The following is a 23,357-nucleotide window of genomic DNA, read 5'->3' on the forward strand; positions in this document are numbered from 1 at the left end:
AGTGTTACGCGCGGCCGTAGGCCTCTGCAATGGCGACTTGCAGCGCGTCTTTGGGTGTGCGGTCGCCCCATGCGATCAACTGGAACGCCGGGTAGTAGCGTTCAGCCGACAAAACCGCGACGCGGATCATGGTGTCGATCTGGTCCGGGCTGGCAATCTGGCCGCCGGTCAGAACAAGGCCATAGCGGTACACCATCAGCTTTTCCTGTTCCCAGTACGAAAACGCACCGGCCCAGCACTGTTCATTCACCGCGTTCAGGCCTTCATACACCGCAGGCAGACGCCCGGCTGGGGGCTCCATCTCAAAGGTGCAGATCAGGCGCAGGGTTTCGTCATATCCAGACCACGCCAGCGTGATCGAGTAGGTCCGCCACTGGCCTTCGACCGCCATTGCAATCTGGTCATCGGCGATACGATCGAAATCCCAGTCGTGATGGGCTGCGATGTTTTCGACGATGTCGATCGGATGGATATCCTCTTCGAGGAACTGTTCGGACAAGGCCATTGCGCCACCTCATTTTGTTGTAGCGAAGACCCGTAAAAACGACCCAATCGCTAGGTGCCTGCTCTAGGGTCAGGGGCGGGTCCCTCTGACCTTACTAGATATCGTGCCTGCGAGGAGGGGCATGTGTAAAGCGATATTTTGGGGATAAACCCAAGAACTTGTGGACGGTTCGAAAACTTGTGCAGATCTTGATCGTAATGTCATGTGGATGAAATCTGATGAGTGTAGGCGCAGCGGGTAGAAGTGGCGCAACACTGTCTTTCGTGATCGCGCGGTCTTGAGTGTCAGACTTGCGCTCATGGCTGATCGCTATTAGCCCGTTCCATGGCAGGCGTGACACGGTGATATACTCCCGGCCGTAGCACGACCTTCGGGTCGGAGCGCCATGCGGGGTTGCCGGATATCCGGGGGGAGGCCCCGCCGCCTGCCATCCAGACTTGAAATCGTGGGCGATCCTGTTTAGCGCTTTCCTTGGCAGGCGCGACGCGGTGATATTCTCGCGGCCGTAGCACGACCTTCGGGTCGGAGCGCCATGCGGGGTTGCCGGGCAACCGGGTGCGAGGCCCCGCCGCCTGCCAGTTCACTCAGACTGGAAATCTTGGGGATTCAGGTTTAGCCTGCCTGATGTGACGGTCACATCGGAAATCGGCTTCCGGGACGCTTACCTTTGGGTACCGCGAATAGGGGATATGCCGGCCCCTGACCGTCGCAACCCCCAAGCTTATCCGACCTGCCTGTTTGGCGCGGGATCGGTCATGCAAGCGATGAAATTTTGGGCGAGCGTTGAAATATTCGGCGCCGCGCCCCTGCCAAGCATTTACAATCGCTGCGGAACGGCGCCTTTGCATGGGATATGAAAGACCCCATTTCGATCATCATTGTTGAGCAAGACCGCGACCGCGCCTTGCTGATTGTGGACAGCCTGCGTGCGGCTGGTGACTTCCAGATCCATATGATCTCGGAGCAGTCCGGCCTATCGCGCAAGATCAAGGAGCTCGCGCCCGATGTGGTGTTGATCGACATCACCAACCCTTCGCGCGATGTGCTGGAAGAGCTGGCCATGGCCTCTGGCCCGATGGAGCGGCCCGTGGCGATGTTCGTCGATAAATCCGACGATGGCCTGACCCGCGCCGCGATTGAGGCGGGGGTGTCTGCCTATGTGGTCGATGGGATGAAGCCGGATCGCGTCAAGCCGATCCTTGATGCCGCGGTCGCTCGGTTCAACATGTTTCAACGCATGCGCACCGAACTGGCCGAAACCAAACGGGCGTTAGAGGAGCGGAAGGTCATCGACCGCGCCAAGGGTCTGTTGATGAAGGCGCGGGGCATTGAAGAAGACGCCGCCTACGCGTTATTGCGCAAAACCGCCATGGATCAGGGCAAGCGCGTCGCCGATGTGGCGCAGGCCTTGGTGACCGCAGCGGGGTTGTTGGGATGAAGACAACAATCCTTGCCGTCGCTTATATGCCGCTTATCGACGCCGCCCCGTTGATTGCTGCGCAGGAGATGGGATTTGCCGCCGAAGAAGGCATTGCGCTGGATCTGCGGCGCGCGCCGTCGTGGTCATCGGTGCGCGATATGCTGTCCTTTGGGCAGGTGGATGCCGCGCATATGTTGTCGCCAGTGCCTGTTGCCACGGCGCTTGGGCTGGGCGGCGGGGCGGCCCCGCTTGAGGCGGTGTCGGTCCTGTCGGTCAATGGCAATGTGATTGGTGTCAGCCGCGCACTTGAGGAACGGTTGCGCGGCATTGGCCATGATTTCGCGTTCAATGATGCCTACAAAGCCGGGGCAGCGCTGATTGAGGCATCGACCCGGCCCTTGCGCATTGGCGTGCCCTTCCCGTTCTCGATGCATGCCGAATTGCTGTATTATTGGCTGACCGCCTTGGGTCTGCCCGCCCCGCAGGGGGTGACGATCAAAACTGTGCCGCCGCCGCTGATGGCCGATGCGATTGAGGCGGGCGAGATTGACGCGTTCTGTGTGGGCGAGCCTTGGGGCTCTATCGCTGTGGAGAACGGCGTCGGGGCGTTGTTGCTGCCGGGCAAATCCATTTGGGCCTTCGCGCCGGAAAAGGTGCTGGCCACCCGCGCAGGCTGGGCCGAACAGGAACCCGCGCTGGCGGGTCGCCTGATCCGCGCGGTTTGGCGGGCGGGGCGATGGTTGTCTGATCCGGCCTCGCGCGTTGTCGCCGCTGAAATTCTAAGCCGTCCGCAATACCTCAACCTGCCTGTCGACATTCTGGACCGGGCGCTGCTGGGTGACTTCCAGGTGTCGCGCCAAGGCGATCACCGCACGGTTGAGGGCTTTGTTGAGTTTCACAAAGGTCTGGCCACCTTCCCTTGGCGGTCGCAGGCGGAATGGATGGGCTATCGGCTTGCCACCCGCACCGGGCTGGACCGGCCCGAGGCAATGCTGCGGGCCAAAAGCGTGTTCCGCACCGATCTGCACCGGTCGGCACTGAACGGAACCGAGGCGGATTTGCCGGGCGCGTCGTCCAAGCTGGAAGGCTCTGTCGATACGGAAATGACTGTGGCGACGGAATCAGGCCGCGCATTTCTGACCCATGACCGGTTCTTTGATTGCCGCGTTTTTGACCCTGCCAGACCAGAGTGATTAATTCTTAGGCGCTGCGCTGCAGAAAATGCGGCAATGCGGCATGAAACCGGCAGGTTTAAGGATTCTCCGTTGCATCAATAGCCCGATTCCAGCGATGAAAGATCAAGGAAGCAACGATGCTACCTGATCGAATTCCTCCCGGTGATCGGGAAATTTAGTGAGCAAGGTCGCTCGATTTACCGTGGTCCTCCCCCATGGTTTATCGGCGGCCTTTTTTGTTTGCCCGGACTGCTCCGGGCCTTGGACAAAGGGACAGATCCATGAAGAAACTCCTCCTTTCACTGGCGGCCACCACTTCGATGGTTGCCCCGGCATTCGCAGAAATGCTGGAGCTTGAGAAAGACGTTCTGACCTTCGGCTTTATCAAGCTGACCGACATGGCGCCGCTGGCCGTCGCTTATGAACAAGGCTTCTTCGATGACGAAGGCCTGTTCGTCACGCTCGAGGCACAGGCAAACTGGAAGGTTCTTCTGGACGGCGTCATCGACGGCACGCTGGACGGTGCGCACATGCTGGCCGGTCAGCCGCTGGCTGCGACCATCGGTTTCGGCACCGAAGCGCATATCATCACGCCCTTCTCGATGGATCTGAACGGCAACGGCATCACCGTGTCGAACGAGGTTTGGGAAGAAATGCTGCCCTACGTCGACAAGATGGAAGATGGCCGCCCGCAGCACCCGATCAGCGCATCGGCTCTGGCACCGGTTGTTGAAAAGTACAAAGGCGAAGGCAAGCCTTTCAACATGGGCATGGTGTTCCCGGTTTCGACCCATAACTACGAACTGCGCTACTGGCTGGCCGCTGGCGGCCTGCACCCCGGCTATTATTCGCCTGAAAACATCACCGGCCAAATCGGCGCCGATGTGTTCCTGAGCGTGACCCCCCCGCCGCAGATGCCCGCCACGCTGGAAGCTGGCACCATCTATGGCTACTGCGTGGGCGAGCCGTGGAACCAGCAGGCTGTGTTCAAAGGCATCGGCGTTCCGGTCATCACCGACTATGAGCTGTGGAAGAACAACCCCGAGAAGGTCTTCGGCATCAACGCCGAGTTCGCAGAACAGTACCCCAACACCACGTTGGCCGTCACCAAGGCGCTGATCCGCGCCGCGATGTGGCTGGATGAGAACGACAACGCCAACCGTCCTGCGGCCGTGGAAATCCTGAGCCGCCCGGAATACGTGGGCGCGGATTACGAAGTGATCGCGAACTCGATGACCGGCACCTTCGAATACGAAAAGGGTGACAAGCGCGAAGTTCCCGACTTCAACGTGTTCTTCCGCTACAACGCGACCTACCCGTTCTATTCGGACGCTGTGTGGTATCTGACCCAGATGCGCCGTTGGGGCCAAATCTCGGAACCGAAGCCGGATAGCTGGTACGACGAAGTGGCCAAGTCGGTCTACAAGCCGGAAATCTATCTCGAAGCGGCCAAGCTGCTGGTCGAAGAAGGTCTGGCGAATGAGGCGGACTTCCCCTGGGATAGCGATGGGTACAAAGCCCCGACCCCGTCCGAAGATATTATCGACGGCATCGCCTATGACGGCAAAGCGCCGAACGCCTACCTGGAAAGCCTGCCGATCGGCCTGAAAGGCAACCAAGTGGTTGTTGGCACCGAAGTCAAAGGCTGATCCCAGCCTTGCGGGGTGCGCGCGCTGCGCACCCCACTCCCCCATCTCCCCTGACGATTGGGTGCGGAGCGGCGCCCATCCTACCAACACCTTGCACCTGAGGGTTTTGTTATGACCACCGTCGATCCCGAATTCGCAGCAGCAGAGGCACGAGAGGCCCGCCGCGCACGTCTGTTCACCCGCATCAATAAGGCTGACGCCTATTTCAAAGTTCTGGGCCTTGCCTGGATCACCCCAATTCTGAAAGCCGCCGCTGGCGATAACCCCAAGGCCCAAGTCAAAGAGATCTGGCGCCTGTTGGCGGTTCCCATGCTGGCGATTGTCGGCTTTCTGGTTATGTGGGGCACGCTGGCCCCGACCGTTCAAACCTCGCTTGGCGCAGTGCCGGGCCCGGTTCAGGTCTATGACGAAGCCGTCCTGCTGCACAAAGACGCCGTCGCGAAGGCAGAAAAAGAAGCGCAGTTCTATGAGCGTATCGAGGCCCGCAACGAACGCCTGATCGCACAAGGCAAGGCAGACCAGATCAAGGACATCCCCTATACCGGCGCGCCCAGCTATTACGCGCAGATCTGGACTTCGATCAAAACCGTGTTCTTCGGCTTCCTGATCGCCTCGGCCGTGGCCATTCCGCTGGGCATCATGGCGGGGCTTTCGGCCACCGCGAATGCCGCGATCAACCCGATCATTCAGATCTTCAAGCCGGTGTCGCCGCTGGCATGGCTGCCGATTGTGACCATGGTCGTGTCTGCCGTCTACACCACCAATGACGGCCTGTTCGCCAAGTCCTTCCTTGTGTCCGCCATCACCGTGACACTGTGTTCGCTGTGGCCGACGCTGATCAACACCGCGCTGGGTGTGGCCTCGATTGACAAAGACCTGATCTCGGTGTCGAAGGTTTTGAAAATGGGCACCTGGACCAAGATCACCAAGCTGGTTCTGCCCTCGGCCCTGCCGCTGATCTTCACCGGCCTGCGTCTGTCGCTTGGTGTGGGCTGGATGGTGCTGATCGCCGCTGAAATGCTGGCGCAGAACCCCGGTCTTGGCAAATTCGTCTGGGACGAATTCCAGAACGGCTCGTCCTCCTCGCTCGCGAAAATCATGGTGGCCGTTTTGACCATCGGTGTGATCGGCTTCCTGCTTGACCGCCTGATGTACGCCATCCAGTCGCTGTTCACCTTCTCGAACAACCGGTGATCGCCATGCTAGAGTTCAAGAACGTCTCAAAAAGTTACGGAGTGGGCACCGCCGAAACCCCGGTGCTCCAGAACATCAACCTCAAGGTCGAAGACGGCGAATTTCTGGTGCTGCTGGGCTTTTCCGGCACGGGAAAGACCACGCTGATCAACCTGATGGCCGGCCTTGATATGCCGACCAAGGGCGAAGTCACCTACAAGGGCAAGCCGGTCACCGGCCCCGGCCCGGAACGCGGCGTGATCTTCCAGAACTATTCGCTGATGCCTTGGCTGACGGTTGCTGGCAATGTGCGCCTTGCCGTGGACACGATTTTCCCAAATCTGCCCAAGGCCGAGAAGGAAGCCAAGGTTGACCATTACATCAAGATGGTTGGCTTGGGCCACGCAACGGCCCGCCGCCCTGCCGAACTTTCGGGCGGGATGCGCCAGCGGGTGAACGTGGCCCGCGCCTTGGCGATGAACCCCGAGGTTTTGCTGCTGGATGAGCCGCTGTCGGCGCTGGACGCGCTGACCCGTGGCAATCTGGCCGAAGAGATCGAAAAGATCTGGGAAGACGAACGTCAGACCTGTGTTCTGATCACCAATGATGTGGACGAAGCCATTCTTCTGGCCGACCGCATCATCGCGCTGAACCCTGACGGCACTTTGGGCGAGGAGTTCAAGGTCGGGCTGGAACGTCCGCGTGATCGGTCCGCCATGAACACCGACGAGACGTTCAAGGCCCTGCGCGCCAAGGTGACGACCTACTTGATGGATGTGGGCATCGCGGCCAAGGCCGAAGGCACCAAGATCCTGCCGGACGTAACCCCGATTCACGGTGTCGCGGGCGATATCCCCGCCGCTGTGGCCGAGGCGCAAAAAGGCCTGATCGACGAACGGTTCCTGGACTTTTCGCAGTTGCACAAAATCTATCCGACGCCCAAAGGTCCGCTGACCGTGGTTGAGGATTTCAACCTCAAGATCGACCGGGGCGAGTTCATTTCGCTGATCGGCCATTCGGGCTGTGGCAAGTCGACGGTTCTGACCATGGCCGCGGGTTTGAATGACATCTCGAAAGGCGCGATCAAACTGGACGGCCGCCACGTCGAAGGGGCGGACCCGGAACGTGCCGTTGTGTTCCAGTCGCCCAACCTGTTCCCTTGGCTGAGTGCCAAGGAAAACGTCTCGATCGGGGTGAACAAGGTCTATCCCCGCGCCAGCCAGGCCGAGCGTCAGGACGTGGTCGAATATTATCTGGAACGCGTGGGCCTGACCGATGCGATGGACCGCCCCGCGCATTCCATGTCGAACGGCATGAAACAGCGTGTCGGTATCGCCCGCGCCTTTGCCCTGTCGCCCAAGCTGCTGCTGCTGGATGAACCCTTTGGGATGCTTGACAGTCTGACCCGTTGGGAGCTGCAAGAGGTGTTGATGGAAGTGTGGTCGCGCACCAAGGTGACGGCCATCTGCGTGACCCATGACGTGGACGAAGCCATCCTTCTGGCCGACCGCGTGGTCATGATGACCAACGGCCCGCAGGCCACCATCGGCAAGATCACCGATGTGAAGCTGCCGCGCCCGCGCACCCGCAAAGCGCTGCTCGAACACCCCGATTACTACCACTACCGGCAGGAAGTGCTCGATTTCTTGGAAGAGTACGAACACGGCGCCAAGCCGAAATCCAAACCTGCCCCCAAACCTATCGCTGCGGAGTGATGCCATGACCCAAAAACTCGTTGTCATTGGCGCCGGTATGGCCTCGGGCCGTGCGCTGGAGCATCTGTTTGATGCGTCTCCAGATGCCTATGACGTGACCCTGTTCAACGCCGAACCGCGCGGGAACTACAACCGCCTGATGTTGTCGCCGGTTCTGGCGGGCGACAAAACCTACGAAGAAATCGTCACCCATGACGATGCTTGGTATGCCGATAACGGTGTGACCTGCCGCTTTGGCGAAAAGGTCATCAACATCGACCGCGCCCGCAAGGTGGTGATCGGTGAAAACGGCGAAGTGCCCTATGACAAGCTGGTGCTTGGCACCGGGTCAAACCCGTTCATGATCCCGCTGCCGGGCCACGACCTGAAAGGCGTGATCCCCTACCGCGATCTGGAAGACACCGAAACCATGATGAACCTTGGCAAAACGCCGGGGTCCAAAGCGGTGGTGATCGGCGGGGGCCTTCTGGGGCTGGAAGCCGCCGCGGGCATGGCCGCGCAGGGGGTGGACGTCACGGTTGTGCACATCATGGGCCACCTGATGGAGCGCCAGCTTGACGAGGCCGCAGGCTATCTGCTGCGCAAATCGCTGAGCGAAAAGGGCATCAAGGTTCTGTGCAAGGCCAACTCCAAGCAGATCCTTGGTGATGAAGCGGGCCATGTCCGTGCCCTGCAATTGGACGATGGCACCGAACTGCCATGCGATCTGTTGGTGATGGCCGTAGGCATCCGCCCGAACACGGCGCTGGCCAAGGCGGTTGACCTTGAGGTCAATCGCGGCGTGATCGTCAACGATCAGATGGTCACATCTGACCCGGACATTCTGGCGTTGGGCGAATGCGTGGAACACAACGGCGCGATCTTCGGGCTTGTGGCACCGCTTTATGACCAAGCCAAGGTCGTGGCGAAAACCCTGCTGGGCCAGGACGCGACCTTTGTGAACAAGGAAGTCTCGACCAAGCTGAAAGTCACGGGCTGTGATCTGTTCAGCGCGGGCGATTTTGCCGATGGCGACGACCGCGAAGACATCGTCTTCCGCGACCCGGCGCGCGGTGTGTACAAACGCCTGATCCTGAAGGGCAACCGCATTATCGGTGCGGTGATGTATGGCGATACCGGAGATGGCGCGTGGTTCTACAACCACATCAAAGACGCCACCGACGTTGCCGACATGCGCGAGACGTTGATCTTTGGCCCGGCTTTCCAGGGGGGTGCCTCAGCGGACCCTTTGGCAGCCGTTGCAGCCTTGCCGGATGATGCGGAAATCTGTGGCTGTAACGGCGTTTGCAAAGGAACCATTGTAACCGCGATCCAAGGCGGTGCGACCGATCTGGGCGCAGTGCGGGCCACCACCAAAGCCAGCAATTCCTGTGGCACCTGTACGGGGCTTGTGGAGCAGCTTTTGGCGGCGACGCTGGGCGATGATTTCGTTATGCCGACCGCGCAGTGCATCTGCGGCTGTACCGACCTGAGCCACGAAGACGTGCGCCGGCTTATCAAATCGCAAGAGCTGAAAAGCCAAGAGGCCGTCTGGCAGGAACTGGGTTGGAAAACGCGCAACGGCTGCCATGTGTGCCGCCCTGCGATCAACTACTACCTGCTGGCCGATTGGCCGCTGGAGTATCAGGACGACCCGCAGTCGCGCTTTGTGAACGAACGCAACCACGCCAACATCCAAAAGGATGGCACGTTCAGCGTCGTGCCGCGCATGTGGGGCGGTCTGACCACCCCAGATGAGCTGCGCGCCATCGCCGACGCCGCCGAAAAGTACAACGTGCCGACCGTCAAAGTGACGGGCGGTCAGCGGATCGACCTTCTGGGCGTCAAGAAAGAGGATCTGCCGGGCATCTGGTACGATCTGAACCAAGCGGGGCTTGTGTCGGGCCACGCCTATTCCAAGGGTCTGCGCACGGTGAAAACCTGCGTCGGCAAGGATCACTGCCGCTTTGGCACGCAGGATTCCACCGGCCTTGGTGTGAAGCTTGAGAAACTTCTGTGGGGGTCGTGGACCCCGCACAAGGTCAAGCTGGGCATTTCCGGCTGTCCGCGCAACTGCGCCGAAGCGACCTGTAAGGACGTGGGCATTGTCTGCGTCGACTCGGGCTATGAGGTCTCGGTCGCAGGTGCTGCCGGTATGGACGTCAAGGAAACCGAACTGCTGGCCAAAGTCGCAACTGAGGCCGAGGCGATCGAGGTGACCACCGCCTTTATCCAGATCTACCGCGAAAACGCCAAATACTTGGATCGCGGTTATAAATGGGTGGCGAAGGTTGGCCTTGATTGGGTCAAGCAGCAGGTCGTCGACGATCTGGAAAACCGCAAAGCCTTGGTGGACCGGTTCGAGATCTCGCAATCCATCTATCGCAAAGATCCTTGGGCCGAACACGCCAAGGAACCGGCGAAATATGCGCCGCTTGCCAACCTGACACTGGAGGCCGCCGAATGAGTTGGATCGACATCGGACATATCGAAGATATCCCGCTTCGCGGTGCGCGGATCATCAAAACGCCGGTTGGTTGCGTTGCAATCTTCCGCACGGATGAGGCCGAGGTCTTCGCAGCATCCGACACTTGCCCGCACAAAGGCGGGCCGTTGTCAGACGGAATCGTGCATGGAAAGTCAGTGACTTGCCCGCTGCACAACTGGGTCTTCAGTCTGGAAACAGGTGAAGCGCAAGGGGCGGACGAGGGACAGATCGCCACCTATCCGGTGCGACTGGAAAACCAGCGCATCCTGATTGACGGCGATGCCGTCGGCAAAAGGACAGCCGCATGAAAGACGGGGCAGGGATTTTCGAAAAACGGTCAACCTGCCCCTATTGCGGCGTAGGCTGCGGGGTTGTGCTTCGGCCTGATGGGTCGGGGGGCATCGACGTTCGCGGGGATCAGGTGCACCCCGCGAATTTTGGGCGGTTGTGCTCCAAAGGGTCGGCTTTGGCCGAAACCGTTTGGTTGCACGACCGCCTTCTTTCGCCACGTGTGAACGGGGATGAGACGGACTGGGACAGTGCCCTTTCGCTGGTGGCTCAGAAATTCTCGGACACGATAGCACAGCACGGCCCCGACAGCGTTGCATTTTATGTTTCAGGTCAGTTGCTGACCGAAGATTACTATGTGGCCAACAAGCTGATGAAAGGCTTCATCGGGTCGGCCAATATCGACACCAATTCGCGCCTGTGTATGGCGTCGTCGGTGGCGGGGCATAAGCGGGCCTTTGGCACCGACACCGTGCCCGGCACCTATGAAGATCTGGAAGAGGCCGATCTGATCGTGCTGGTCGGGTCGAACATGGCGTGGTGTCATCCGGTTCTTTATCAGCGTGTTCTGGCCGCCAAAAAGGCGCGGCCCGGTCTGAAGGTGGTCGTGGTCGATCCGCGCCGCACCGCCAGTTGCGATGCCGCTGATCTGCATCTGCCGCTCAAGCCCGGCACCGACGTGGCCCTGTTCAACGGGCTGCTGACCGCCCTTTACGAAGGCGGTGCGCTTGATGCGGCCTATCTGCGCAATATTGCCGGGTTTGACGAAGCCCTGCACGCCGCGATGGCCGATGATCCGGCGGCAACCGGGCTGGAGGCTTCGGACATTCGCAAATTCTATCGGATGTGGATGGGCAAGGAAAAGGTCGTCACGGTCTATAGTCAGGGCGTGAACCAATCCTCCTCTGGGTCGGACAAGGTAAACTCCATCCTGAACTGTCACCTTGCGACAGGCCGTATCGGCAAGCCCGGCATGGGCCCGCTGAGCGTGACGGGCCAGCCCAACGCCATGGGCGGGCGCGAGGTTGGCGGGCTGGCCAATATGCTGGCCTGTCACCTGGACATCGAAAACGCAGATCATCGGCAGGCGGTACGGGACTTCTGGGATGCGCCGCACATGCCGACGGCGGCGGGGCTGAAGGCGGTGGACATGTTCCGCGCCGTTGGTGAGGGCAAGATCAAGGCCCTTTGGATCATCCACACCAACCCCGCCGTTTCGATGCCCGACGTCGACGCCGTGCGCGCGGCAATCAAAGGCTGCGACTTTACCGTCGTGTCTGACATCACCGCCAACACTGACACCGCGCGCTTGGCGGATGTTCTGTTGCCCGCCTCGGCTTGGGCTGAAAAAGACGGCACGGTCACCAATTCAGATCGCACCATCAGCCGACAGCGCAGCGTTCTGCCCGCCCCCGGTCAGGCCCGCGCCGACTGGGCGATCCTGGCCGATGTGGCCCGCCGCATGGGCTTTGAGGCGGCGTTCGACTATGAATCCCCGGCCGAGATTTTCCGCGAATATGCGGCGCTTTCGGGCGTTGCGGGGATGCTGGGCAAGGATTTTGACATTTCGGGCTGGTCCGATCTGGATGACCACGGCTATGAGGCGTTAGAGCCGACCCGCTGGCCGGTGACCAAGACCCGTCAGGGTGGCCGGTTCTTTGCCGATGGGCGGTTCTTTACGCCTGATGGCAAGGGGCGGATGTTGGCCGTGCGGATGCGCGAACCGGTGGCCCGCACCGCGCCGCGTTTCCCGTTCCGTCTGAACACCGGGCGCATCCGCGACCAGTGGCATACCATGACGCGCACCGCCAAATCGCCGCGATTGTCGGCCCATTTGGCCGAACCCTTCCTTGAGGTGAACCCCGAAGACGCGCAAACCCTTGGCATTCAGCCCGCCGCCCTTGTGCGGGTGACCAGCCCGATTGGGTCGTGCATCCTGCGGGCGCTGATCACGGATGCCGTGCGCCCCGGTCAGGTCTTTGCGCCGATCCACTGGACAGGCGAAACGGCCCCGTCGGCGCGGATTGATGTGCTGGTGCCGAGCGTGGTTGATCCGGTGTCGGGCCAGCCCGAAAGCAAGGCCGCCGTGGTGGCCGTGGCCGAGTTTAAGCCAGAATGGTACGGCTTTGGTGTGTCCCGCAATGATCTGACCTGCGACGCCGCCTATTGGGCCCGCGCCCGCACCAACGCCGGGTGGCGTGTGGAAATGGCAGGCGAAACGGTGCCGTTGGATTGGCAGGCCTATGCCGCCAAGATGCTGGGCGTTGAAGGGGCGGATTGCCAGTCTGTCAGCGATCCGGCCTCGGGCGTGCACCGCTTTGCCTTCTATCGCGACGGCGTACTTGAGGCCGCGTTCTTTGCCAGCCCGAAGCCCGTTGCGGTCATGCGTGACTATCTGGCAGCGCTTCCGGGGCAGGCAGCGGATCATGCTGTCACGGGTATGGCCCCCGCCGATCAGCCCGATCCGGGGCCGGTGGTCTGTTCTTGTTTCTCGGTCGGGGTGAACACCATCCTTGCTGCGATCGAAGGGCAGGGTCTGGCGACGGTCGATCAGATCGGCGCGGCGCTGCAAGCCGGGACCAATTGTGGCTCGTGCAGGCCTGAACTAGAGGCACTGTTGTCCAAAGCAACAGTCCTGGAGGCCGCTGAATGAGTCTATCCGAACACGTCCGTATCCTTGGCCGGGGGCCGGGCCGATCCCGGTCCTTGTCGCTGGAGGAGGCGCGGGACGCGATGCGGCTGATCCTGACCGATCAAGCCGCGCCCGAGGCTGTGGGTGCCTTGCTGATGCTGCTGCGGATGAAGGGCGAAACGCCGGATGAAATCGCCGGGTTCGCAATGGGTGCGCGGCAGGATCTGACCGGGCGTCTGCCGGTGGATCTGGATTGGCCAAGCTATGCCGCCGGTCGCACGCGGGGTCTGCCATGGTTCCTGCTGTCGGCGCGGGTCGTGGCCATGGCCGGGTACAAAGTGCTGCTGCACGGTTGGAATTCGCATCAGGCCAGCCACGCATCGGTGCGCGATGCGCTGCCTTTGACGGGCGTTCCGATTGCAAGGGATCTGACCGGGGCCGAGGCGGCCTTGGCTGCGCAAAACATTTGCTATCTGCCGCTCGAATCTTTCGCGCCGCGCTTGCACGATCTGCTGCTGTTGCGCGATACGCTGGGCCTGCGGTCCTGCATCAACACGGTGGTTCGGGTGCTGAACCCGTTTGACGCGCCCGCCGGGGTTCAGGGCGTGTTTCATCCGCCCTACCGCGCCTTGCAGCAAGAGGCGTCGCTGGCATTGGGGCAACCGGCCCTGAGCGTGATCAAAGGCGGCGGCGGCGAATTTGAGCGCAACCCCGGCAAGCAGATCGAAGTCTTTGGCCTGCGCAGCGGTGCATTGTGGGAGGCCCCGGCCGCCCCTGTGCTGGATGCCGCGCGCCGGATGGGTGATGGGCCGACCGATCCGGGCTGCCTTGCCGCGCTTTGGTCGGGCGATTGGCACGATGCCTATTGCGAAGAAATCGTCTTGGGCACGGCGGCGCTGGCGCTGGATACGCTTGGGGCCTCTGACCCGGATCGCCTTGCACGACAGATTTGGACATCCCGTTTATCGGCCCGTGCGGCCTAAGGAGCTTTCGATGAAACAGTTCCCTCTTTTCGTCAAAACCACGGGCCGCACCGTATTGATCCTTGGCGGCGGCGAAGAGGCAGCACAGCGCGCGCGGCTGTTTGGGCGAACGGACGCGACGGTGCTGGTCAGCGCCAAGACGCTGGATTGGGAACTTGAGGCGCTGCGCGAGGCAGGGCAGATCACGCTGGTTGCCGTGCCTGATTTTGCCAGTGCCGATGTGGTCTTTGTCACGCGCGACGCGGACTTGGATGCAGCGCAGGCGGCGTCCAAGGCCGGGCGCATGGTGCACGTGTCGGGACGTCCCGATCTGTCGGATTTCGCGTTGCCGACCTTGGTAGACCGCGACCCGGTGGTTGTGGCCATTGCGACCGAAGGCACCGCGCCCAGCCTTGCCCGCCAGATCAAGGCCGATGTCGAAACCATGCTTGATCCGGCATTGGGCCGGTTCGCGGCGCTTGCAGGCACGTTGCGCCGTGCCGCCGATCAAGCGCTTGATGCCCCCGCCCGCAACCGGCTGTGGCGTTGGGCCTTTTCCGATGCGCCGTGGCAGATGTTCCGCAAGGGGCAAGAGCGTGAGGCGCTGAAGCTGCTGAAAAGCGCTGTGCAAGATGGGCAGGGCGCGGCCAAAGGCCATATCAGCCTTGTCGGCGCTGGCCCCGGTGCCAAGGATCTGCTGACCATGCGCGCGGTCAATCGCCTGCAAGCCGCCGATGTGATCTTTTACGACCGTTTGGTCGACCCCGAGGTGCTGGATTATGCCCGCCCCGATGCGCGGCGGGTCTATGTTGGCAAGGTCGTGGGGGCCTGTGCTTGGCCGCAAGACCGGATCTGCGAAGTTATCACCGCCGAGGCCCGCAAAGGGCTGAATGTGGTGCGGTTGAAATCCGGTGATCCCGGCATTTTTGGCCGCGCAACAGAAGAGCTTGAGGCCGCCCGCGCCGAAGGGATCGAGACCGAGATCGTGCCGGGCGTCACCGCCGCTATGGGCGCTGCTGCTGCGGCGGGCCGGTCGCTGACCGAACGCGGTGTGTCTGATACGCTGGTCTTTGCGACAGGCATGGTCCGCCCCGGAGACGCGGCCCCCGATTGGGCGCGTCATGCCCATCCGGGCACGGCCATGGCGTTCTATATGTCGGTCGGAAACGCGCCGCAGATCGTGGATAGCCTGCGCGCCGCCGGGATGCCCGCCGATGCGCCCGTCAGCGTTGGGGTTGAGGTGTCAAAACCCGGTCAGCATTTGTTTGACACGGTGCTGGCGGACCTGCCGCAGGCGCTGCGGGACCATGCGGTATCGGGCTGCGCGACCATTCTGGCCACTTGGCCCAAGGACATGGCCCAAGCCTGCACCGTCGTTCCGCTGGCCCGCGCCTAAATCGACAAAAGCCGGTCCAGGATTCCGCGCACCAGTGCGATGTCGGATGGCCGCGACATGGTGGGCGCGTGGCCGCAATCGTCAAACACGCTCAGCGCCGGTCTTGGGCCGGTCTGCGTCATCCGTAGCGCGGTCGCATCAGGCAGAATGTCGGATGTTTTGCCTTGGATCAGGTGCGTCGGCAGGGTGATCCTGTCCCACCTGTCCCATGTGTGCAATTCATGTGCGGAGGCGGAAAACAGCGTGATGATCTGCGGGTCGTAATGCAGCGTCAGGCGACCATCGTCTTTGCGGCGGATTGATGTGCGGACCATGCGCGTCCAGAAGGCCTCATCCGCCGGGCCGAAGGGGGCGTAGACCTGCCGCAACCACTGTTCGGCCTCAGACATCTGGTCGAAGACCGGCAGGTTGCCTGCATAGGTCAGGATGCGGTCTATGGCCTCTTGCGGAATTTCGGGGCCGATGTCGTTGATAATCAAACAGCGCAGACGTTCGGCCAAAGGCCCCGACGCCATGCGCATGCCCACCAGCCCGCCCATCGACGTGCCCAGCCAAGCGGCCTTATCGACGCCGAAGTGATCCAGCAGATCCACCGCGATGCCGGACAGATATTCGATGGAATATTCCGCCTCGGGGTCTTGGCTCCAACTTGATAGGCCGCGCCCGATGGTGTCAGGGCAGATGACGAAATAGCTGTCGCTTAGCGCGGCGGCGATTTCATCGAAATCGCGCCCCGTTCGCGCCAGCCCGTGCCACATCACCAGCGCGGGTTTGCCCGCATCGCCCCAAAGCGTGACGTGGATTTCATGGTCCATGACCGGGACAAAGGCAAAGCGCGGGCTCATGTGCGGGCCCCTTTCGCCATGATCGTGCCAGCCAGCCCTTTGGGAAAGAAGTAAACGAGCAGGATAAAGATGATCCCCAGCCAAAACAGCCAGCGATGCGGGTCAAGCAGATAGGGCAGGACGGGGATGTTTGCCGTAGCCTCGGCCGCGACGCCCATCAGATCGCGCAGGTAATATTGCGCCAGAACCATCAGGACCGCACCGTTCACCGCGCCCCACATGGTGCCCATGCCGCCGATCACCACCATCAGCAGAATGTCGATCATGATCGAAAAGTTCAGCGCGGTGTCCGGCCCGGTGTATTTCAGCCAGATCGCATAGACCGTCCCGGCCAGAGACGCGATGACAGCGGCAATCACGAAGACCGCCGTGCGATAGGCGACGACGCGATAACCGATTGCCTCGGCCCGCGCCTCATTTTCACGGATGGCTTTCAGGACCGTGCCAAAGGGCGAGGCGACGATGCGCAGCAAGGCGATGAACAGGATCAGGCTGGTGGCAAAGACAAAGTAATAGGCCGCCAGTTTGCCATTCAGTTTGACGCCGAACACCTTGACGACCTTGCCGTCGGCATCGGTGACCAGCTTGTAGGCGGTCTTGAACACTTCGGGCGTTTTGTAGGTGATCCCGTCCTCGCCCCCGGTCAGTTGCGATAGCTGAGAGGCCAGCACCATCACAACCGAGGCAACGGCCAGCGTGATCATCGCAAAGAAGATCGCCTTGACCCGCAGGGACAGAAGGCCAATTGCGATGGCCACAACGATGGACACCAAAACGCCCGCAAGCGCGCCCAATGCCACCGCGTCCCAGCCCGGTCCCATCTGGCGCAGGGCGATGGCGGCACCATAAGCGCCGAAGCCAAAGAACATGGTATGGGCAAAGCTGACGATGCCGGTGTAGCCGATCAGCAGGTCATAGCTGGCGACCAGAACGACGAAGATACAGATCCGGGCCGCCACCTCGATCGAGCGGACGTCTTGGAACAGGAAAGGGGCGAACAGCAGCAATGCTCCGATCAGCAGGACGATGGCTTTGACGATGCGGGTGCCGTTGGTAACTTGGGTCATCGGAGCCTCACTTCACTGCCGGACGCAGGCCATTGGGCCGCCAAAGCAGCACGGCCATCATCAGGATCATATTCGACGCAAGCGCCAGTTTCGGAGCCAGAAAGCCGATGTAATTGGCCATCAGCCCCACAAGGATCGCGCCAAGCAGCGTGCCTTGGATCGACCCAAGCCCGCCGATGATGACGACGATAAACACCACGATCATCATCTCGGCCCCCAGCGCGGGGGTGATCAGCGTTTCATACCCGGCCCACATGGCCCCGCCCAGCGATGCCAGCGCCGACCCGGCCATAAAGACGCCGATGAACAGCCGATCAATGCGGAAGCCAAGCGCCTCGACCATCTCGCGGTTCTCGACCCCGGCGCGGATCAGAAGACCAATGCGGGTGCGGTTCAGAACAGCGTAAAGCGCGATGTAGACGGCCAGCCCCAGCAGGAAGGCAAAGGCGCGGTAAATCTCGATCGTGACATCGCCAATCAACCACGACCCCTGAAGAAAGTTCGGGCGCGGCACCGATAGGGGCGATCCGCCCCAGATCGCCAGAATGGCCTGTTCGGCCACGATCAACGCGCCCATGGTGATCAGGATTTGGCGCAGGTGATCGGCATAGACCGGACGGATGACGACGGTTTCAAAGAACCAGCCCGCGGCAAGGCCAAACAGGATTGCCGCCGTAAAGGCCGCCATCAGCGCCAGCATGTTCAGCGCGATGCTATCGGCCCCCAGCCAGCCGCCCAGCCATGCCAGAACGGAGGCTGCAATAAAGGCGCCGAAGCTGACAAAGGCGCTATGCCCGAAGTTCAGAACATCCATCAGGCCAAAGACAAGGCTCAGGCCCGAGGCCATCAGGAAGATCATCATCCCCATCGCAAGCCCCGCGACGGTCAGCGTCACCCAAGAGGATGGTGCCCCGATCAGGATAAATGCGATGACGGACACCGCCACGGGCAACAGATACACGCCGCCAAGCCGCGACAGGGTTGCGGAAATTTGGGTCACGTTTTGTCCCCCTAAACCGATAGGCCAAGCAACTGGTCTTGCAGGGCGCTATTGGCGACGAAATCCTGCATGGTGCCAGCGTGGGCAATGCGCCCGTCGTCGATCACGGCCATGTTCTGACCAAGCGAACGAGCGAATTCAAAGTTCTGCTCCACAAGTAGGATCGTTGTGGATTGCGCGATTTCGCGGAAGGCCGCAGCCATGTTGTCGATGATCGCCGGGGCTAGGCCCTTGGTCGGCTCATCAATCAAGATCAGCTCGCGCGGTTCAATGATGGCGCGGGCCACGGCCAGCATTTGTTTCTGCCCGCCCGACAGCGACCACGCGGGTTTGTCCCAGAACTTTTGCAGCGCCGGGAACAGATCATAGATATAGGTCAGCCGCTTTGGGTCGAAGGTGCCTTTGGCGGTGGCGAGGATCATGTTTTCCTCGACCGTCAGCCCGCCGAAAATACCCATGTTTTCGGGTACAAAGGCGATGCCAAGCCGGGCGATGTCAACCGTGTGCAGCCCGGTCAGATCACGGCCACGAAAGGTGACGGACCCCGGTGATGGCTGCCAAAGCCCCATGATTGACCGTAGCGTGGTTGTTTTGCCCGCGCCATTGCGGCCCAGCAGGACAAAAACGCCGCCTTCGGGCACCTCGATCGAGACATCGTGCAACACAGCGTATTGGCCAATGTTGGTTTTCATATTTTGCAGCGAAAGCAGGGTCATGCGACCTCCGACGATTTGCCGAGGTAAACATCGCGCACGATCTGGCTGCTCATGACCTCATCGGGGGGGCCATCGGCCAGCAATTCACCGTTGTGCAGCACGATGATCCGGTCGGCCAGCGCGCGCACCACATCCATCTTATGTTCCACCAATAGGACGGTCTTGCTCTGGTCGTGCTTGATCTCGGCGATCAGGTCCAGCACGTCCGGCGCGTGGTCAAGGCTCATGCCTGCGGTGGGTTCGTCGAACATGTAAATGTCAGGCTCCATCGCCATCAAAAGCGCCACCTCCAGCTTGCGCTGATCGCCATGGGGCAGGGTGGCGGCGGCCACATGGCTCACGTCTTGTAGCCGCGTCGCCTCAAGATAGCGTTCGGCCTTGGCGGTCAGTTCGGTCATCCGGGCGGCAGGGCGGAACAGGCGGCGGCCATCGCCGCTTTTGGCTTGTACCGCCAGACGGATGTTTTCCAGCACGGTCAGTTGCGGAAACAGGTTGGTCAGCTGAAACGCCCGGCCAATGCCGTGATGCGCACGGGCCGAGGGGGCCATCGACGTCAGATCAACACCGTCTTTCAGAACCTTGCCCGCGCTTGCGGGCAATTGGCCGGAAATCAGATTGAAATAAGTGGTCTTGCCGGCACCGTTGGGGCCGACGATGACCGTCAACTCTCCGGGGCGAAATTCACAAGAGACCGCGTTCACGGCGACATGGCCGCCGAACCGAATGGTCAGATCCTGCGTGACAAGCGAAGGGTGGGACATGGGAAAACCTGTTGTAAATGGCCCCGGCACCTTGGGTTGGGTGTGTGACACGTGGTCAGCGCCGGGGCCTATCCAGATCAGTTGGTGCGACCGATCGGGATGTTCATTTCTTCGGGCTTGATTTCGCGGACCAGTTCCGGGATCGCCCAATCGACGTTGTCATCGACCTTGATCTTGAAGTGGTACATCGACTGAAGTGCCTGATGGTCTTCGGGGCGGAAGGTCATGGTGCCTTTGGGGGTTTCCCACGACATGCCTTCCATCGCGGCGATCAGGCTTTCGGTGTCCCACTCATCGGCGGTTTCCAGCGCCTTGACCACGGCCAAAGCTGCCGCCATGCCGCCTGCGGTGAAGAAATCGGGCGGGCCGTCAAAGCGTTCCTGGTGCGTGGCGACCAGCCAGTCGTTGATCTCGTTCTTGGGGGCTTCGTAGTAGTAGTAGATCGCGCCTTCCATGCCCGGCACGCGTTTGTACGTGGGCAGAACGGGCAGGATGTGACCACCGGTCGAGATTTCGATGCCATAGCGTTCGGGCTGCATGTCTTTGATCTTGCCCATCGGATCACCGCCGCCAGCAACATAGATCAAGATGACCTTGCGGCCTTCTTTGTCCTTCAGCGCGTTGAACATGCGTTCGGTCGCGGCGGTGAAGTCGGTGGTGCCTTGCGGGATGTACTCTTCGGTTTCCACGGTCGCGCCGGTGCCTTCCAGTGCCGATTTGAACGCGGCGATGCCGTCACGGCCAAAGGCATAGTCTTCGGCCAGCGTGGCGACGTGCAGGTTGGCGTCGGGCTTCAGCGCCAGCGCTTGGGCCTGCATATCCATCGAGCTGTTGCGCGAGGTTTTGAAGATATAGCGGTTGCTGTCCGGGCCGGTCAGGCTGTCGGCAACGGCGGGTTCAACGATCAGGATCTTTTCGTATTCCTCGGCGATGGGCAGCAAGCCCTTGGTCACGCCGGACGAGGTGGCGCCAACGGCCAGGATCACGTCGTCATCCTCAAACGCTTCGGCCAGAACGGCGCGGGCCACGTCGGGTTTGAACTGGGTGTCCTTGTGGACGATTTCGATCGGGTGCCCTTTGACGGTGTTTGTGCCGCCCGTGGCATATTCCAGACCCAAGGCAAACCCGGTTTGCGCTTGCTTGGAGAACACCTCGAACGAGTGGCCCGAAATACCATGGACCAATGCGATCTTGACCGGATCTTCGGCATATGCCGAACCGGCGACCGACAGCGCCACCGCGGTGGCACCGATCAGTTTAAAAACGGATTTCATTTCAACCTCCCTTGACGCCGGGGCTGTACAATCGTTGCGCGTGGCCGCTGCGTCCTGTTATGCCTCATGCATGGGGCACAGCCTTCCAGAGGGCGCGGAGTCGGGCAAGATCGTGGAAATACGTATCGAAGACAGCTATCGAGATGGGGCCTTTGCCGAGCTGGCATTCGCCTATGCGCCGGTGGGTTTGGTGGTGACCGAAAATCGGGTGATCCGCGATTGCAATCGGGCCTTCGCCGAGATGTTTCAATACACCTGCGATGATCTAAGAAATCAAATCTTTTCAATTCTCTATCCGTCGGACGAAGAATTCGTGAACATCCGCGACAGGGGCATTGAACAGCTGCGCGAAACCAACCGCTATTGGGATGAACGGATCATGGCGCGGAAGGATGGATCGCTGTTTTGGTGCCGCGTTCGGGGGCATTCTTTTACCCCTGATGACCCGCTGATGCGCGCAGTCTGGAGCTTTGCCGACCTAAGCGCCACGCGTCCTTATATGCCGCTGACTCGGCGCGAACGTGAAATCGTTTCGCATTTGGCCGAGGGGCTGACCAGCAAGGAAATCGCCCTGCGTCTGGATTTGTCGCACCGCACGGTCGAGGTGTATCGCGCCAAACTGCTGAAGAAATTCGGGGTCAACAACACCAGCGGGCTGTTCCAATCGCTGGGCGGGATCGGCAAGGATCATGTGGTCAACCGCGATAGCAAGGCGTGACGCGACGGGCGGATTGACGCCCCCGCACAGCCGCGCCACGATCCCGCAAAAGGAGAGGATCTGATGAACCCGGCAGAATGGCTCTATCGTACAGCGCGGCGCGTGCCCGACGCACCGGCTTTGATGACCGGCACCCAGTTGCGCATGGATTATGCCGCCTTTGACACGATGGCCGCGTCGCTTGGCGCGGCGTTGCAGGCGCAGGGGATTGGGTATGGCGAACGGGTCGGTGTGTTCATGTCCAACCGGATCGAATATCTGATTGCCCTATACGGCATCTGGTACGCCGGGGCGGCGGCTATTCCGATCAACAGCAAACTGCATGTGGCCGAGGCCGCTTGGATCTTGAACGACGCGCAGGCGCGGATGTGTTTTGTGTCGGGCGATATCGCGCAGGATCTGGACGCGCCTGGGGTGGAGCCGGTGTTCGTCGAAAGCGATCATTTCGCCCGGATGTCGTCGTTTCAGCCGATGGACACGCCCGCGACGCTGGATAGCGATGACATGGCGTGGCTGTTCTACACCTCAGGCACGACGGGCAAGCCCAAAGGCGTGATGATGACCGCCGGGAACATTCAGGCCATGGCGCTGAGCTATTTCGTCGACGCCGATGATGTCAGCCCCGAGGACGCCATTCTTTACGCCGCGCCCATGTCGCATGGGGCGGGGATTTATAACTTCATGCATGTGATGCGCGGGGCGCGCCATGTGGTGCCGGACAGCGGCGGGTTTGAACCGGCCGAGATTTTGGCATTGGCCCCCGAGGTCGGGCCGATCAGCATGTTCGCCGCCCCAACCATGGTGCGCCGTTTGGTCGATCACGCCAAAGCCACAGGTCAAACCGGCGAGGGGATCAAGACCATCGTCTACGCGGGCGGGCCGATGTATCTGGCCGATATCATTGATGCGGTCGACGTCATGGGGCCGCGCTTTGTTCAGATCTACGGTCAGGGCGAATGCCCGATGGCCATCACCGCACTGTCGCGGGCCGATGTGGCAGATCGAAGTCATCCGCGCTGGCGCGAACGGCTGGCCTCGGTCGGGGTGGCGCAATCGGTCAGCCGGGTGCGCATTCTGGGCGAGGACGGGGCCGAACTGCCACGCGGTCAGGTTGGCGAGATCGCCGTGCGGGGCGATGGCGTGATGAAGGGCTATTGGCAGAACCCTGAGGCTACGGAAAAGACCATTCGCGACGGCTGGCTTTGGACGGGCGACGTTGGGTTCATGGATGACGACGGCTATGTCACCATGCAGGACCGGTCCAAGGATATGATCATCTCGGGCGGGTCGAACATCTACCCGCGCGAGGTCGAAGAGGTGCTTTTGGCCCATGACGCCGTGCAAGAGGTGGCGGTTGTCGGCAAGCCGCATGTCGATTGGGGCGAAGAAGTGATTGCCTTCGTCGTGGCCAAGCCGGGAGCTGCCGTCAGCCCGGAAGATCTCGATGCGCTCTGCCTTGCCAACATCGCCCGGTTCAAGCGGCCCAAGGGCTATCGCTTTGTTGAGGCGCTGCCCAAGAACAACTACGGCAAGGTGCTCAAGACCGATCTGCGTCAGACCCTTACCCAAGAGACGGCCCCATAGGGCCGCCTCT

The 23,357-nt window shown here is 61.2% G+C and carries 19 protein-coding genes; 12 read left to right on the top strand and 7 right to left on the bottom strand.

What is annotated here, in order from left to right:
• Window positions 1–4 precede the first annotated feature (4 nt).
• Complete coding sequence (locus PRI8871_RS08145) at window positions 5–505, bottom strand: type III secretion system chaperone family protein (protein ID WP_108885680.1); 501 nt, start codon at window positions 503–505, stop codon at window positions 5–7.
• An 853-nt stretch (window positions 506–1,358) separates the two neighbouring features.
• On the opposite strand from PRI8871_RS08145, the gene PRI8871_RS08150 reads away from it, so the two are divergent.
• The 10 genes from PRI8871_RS08150 (at window position 1,359) to cysG (ending at window position 15,382) form a co-directional block, all read left to right on the top strand.
• Complete coding sequence (locus PRI8871_RS08150) at window positions 1,359–1,943, top strand: ANTAR domain-containing response regulator (protein ID WP_108885681.1); 585 nt, start codon at window positions 1,359–1,361, stop codon at window positions 1,941–1,943.
• Window positions 1,940–3,118: a CmpA/NrtA family ABC transporter substrate-binding protein gene (locus PRI8871_RS08155; protein WP_108885682.1), complete on the top strand. Its 1,179-nt coding sequence runs from the start codon at window positions 1,940–1,942 to the stop codon at window positions 3,116–3,118. Before PRI8871_RS08150 ends, PRI8871_RS08155 begins: the two co-directional genes overlap by 4 nt.
• Before the next feature lie 263 nt (window positions 3,119–3,381).
• A complete protein-coding gene (locus PRI8871_RS08160; protein ID WP_108885683.1) occupies window positions 3,382–4,749 on the top strand; it encodes a CmpA/NrtA family ABC transporter substrate-binding protein in 1,368 nt (455 codons plus the stop codon).
• A 111-nt stretch (window positions 4,750–4,860) separates the two neighbouring features.
• Window positions 4,861–5,943 (top strand): ABC transporter permease, encoded by a 1,083-nt coding sequence (locus tag PRI8871_RS08165; protein ID WP_108885684.1) that lies wholly within the window; start codon window positions 4,861–4,863, stop codon window positions 5,941–5,943.
• Window positions 5,944–5,948: 5 nt separating this feature from the next.
• The gene (locus PRI8871_RS08170; RefSeq protein WP_370741921.1) at window positions 5,949–7,637 is read left to right on the top strand and encodes an ABC transporter ATP-binding protein; all 1,689 of its coding nucleotides are present in this window, start codon (window positions 5,949–5,951) and stop codon (window positions 7,635–7,637) included.
• 4 nt (window positions 7,638–7,641) lie between these two features.
• Window positions 7,642–10,083 carry a nitrite reductase large subunit NirB gene (gene nirB, locus PRI8871_RS08175; protein WP_108885685.1) on the top strand — a complete coding sequence of 814 codons (2,442 nt, stop codon included), beginning with the start codon at window positions 7,642–7,644 and terminating at the stop codon, window positions 10,081–10,083.
• Window positions 10,080–10,412, top strand: coding sequence for a nitrite reductase small subunit NirD (gene nirD / locus PRI8871_RS08180; RefSeq protein ID WP_108885686.1), 333 nt, complete (start codon window positions 10,080–10,082; stop codon window positions 10,410–10,412). Before nirB ends, nirD begins: the two co-directional genes overlap by 4 nt.
• Window positions 10,409–13,045, top strand: a complete 2,637-nt coding sequence (locus PRI8871_RS08185) for a nitrate reductase (RefSeq protein ID WP_108885687.1) — start codon at window positions 10,409–10,411, stop codon at window positions 13,043–13,045. The genes nirD and PRI8871_RS08185 overlap by 4 nt, the downstream gene beginning before the upstream one ends.
• Window positions 13,042–14,007 carry a glycosyl transferase family protein gene (locus PRI8871_RS08190; RefSeq protein WP_108885688.1) on the top strand — a complete coding sequence of 322 codons (966 nt, stop codon included), beginning with the start codon at window positions 13,042–13,044 and terminating at the stop codon, window positions 14,005–14,007. Before PRI8871_RS08185 ends, PRI8871_RS08190 begins: the two co-directional genes overlap by 4 nt.
• Window positions 14,008–14,017: 10 nt before the next feature.
• Window positions 14,018–15,382 carry a siroheme synthase CysG gene (gene cysG / locus PRI8871_RS08195; protein WP_108885689.1) on the top strand — a complete coding sequence of 455 codons (1,365 nt, stop codon included), beginning with the start codon at window positions 14,018–14,020 and terminating at the stop codon, window positions 15,380–15,382.
• On the opposite strand, the gene PRI8871_RS08200 is transcribed toward cysG, so the two are convergent.
• From PRI8871_RS08200 to PRI8871_RS08225, 6 genes are all read right to left on the bottom strand, one after another.
• Window positions 15,379–16,227: an alpha/beta fold hydrolase gene (locus PRI8871_RS08200; protein ID WP_108885690.1), complete on the bottom strand. Its 849-nt coding sequence runs from the start codon at window positions 16,225–16,227 to the stop codon at window positions 15,379–15,381. The two genes, cysG and PRI8871_RS08200, sit on opposite strands and share 4 nt — an antisense overlap.
• Window positions 16,224–17,294: a branched-chain amino acid ABC transporter permease gene (locus PRI8871_RS08205; protein ID WP_108885691.1), complete on the bottom strand. Its 1,071-nt coding sequence runs from the start codon at window positions 17,292–17,294 to the stop codon at window positions 16,224–16,226. The genes PRI8871_RS08200 and PRI8871_RS08205 overlap by 4 nt, the downstream gene beginning before the upstream one ends.
• Window positions 17,295–17,301: 7 nt before the next feature.
• On the bottom strand, window positions 17,302–18,294 hold the full coding sequence (locus PRI8871_RS08210) for a branched-chain amino acid ABC transporter permease (RefSeq protein ID WP_108885692.1): 993 nt from the start codon (window positions 18,292–18,294) through the stop codon (window positions 17,302–17,304).
• Between the two features lie 11 nt (window positions 18,295–18,305).
• On the bottom strand, window positions 18,306–19,010 hold the full coding sequence (locus tag PRI8871_RS08215; protein WP_108885693.1) for an ABC transporter ATP-binding protein: 705 nt from the start codon (window positions 19,008–19,010) through the stop codon (window positions 18,306–18,308).
• On the bottom strand, window positions 19,007–19,771 hold the full coding sequence (locus PRI8871_RS08220; protein WP_108885694.1) for an ABC transporter ATP-binding protein: 765 nt from the start codon (window positions 19,769–19,771) through the stop codon (window positions 19,007–19,009). Before PRI8871_RS08220 ends, PRI8871_RS08215 begins: the two co-directional genes overlap by 4 nt.
• Before the next feature lie 77 nt (window positions 19,772–19,848).
• On the bottom strand, window positions 19,849–21,045 hold the full coding sequence (locus PRI8871_RS08225) for a substrate-binding domain-containing protein (RefSeq protein ID WP_108885695.1): 1,197 nt from the start codon (window positions 21,043–21,045) through the stop codon (window positions 19,849–19,851).
• 70 nt (window positions 21,046–21,115) lie between these two features.
• Between PRI8871_RS08225 and PRI8871_RS08230 the strand changes: the two genes are divergently transcribed.
• Both PRI8871_RS08230 and PRI8871_RS08235 read left to right on the top strand, forming a co-directional pair.
• Complete coding sequence (locus PRI8871_RS08230; RefSeq protein ID WP_108885696.1) at window positions 21,116–21,763, top strand: LuxR C-terminal-related transcriptional regulator; 648 nt, start codon at window positions 21,116–21,118, stop codon at window positions 21,761–21,763.
• Window positions 21,764–21,826: 63 nt separating this feature from the next.
• Window positions 21,827–23,347, top strand: coding sequence for a class I adenylate-forming enzyme family protein (locus PRI8871_RS08235; protein WP_108885697.1), 1,521 nt, complete (start codon window positions 21,827–21,829; stop codon window positions 23,345–23,347).
• Window positions 23,348–23,357: the final 10 nt, after the last annotated feature.

The organism is Pseudoprimorskyibacter insulae, from assembly GCF_900302505.1.
Lineage (GTDB): Bacteria > Pseudomonadota > Alphaproteobacteria > Rhodobacterales > Rhodobacteraceae > Pseudoprimorskyibacter > Pseudoprimorskyibacter insulae.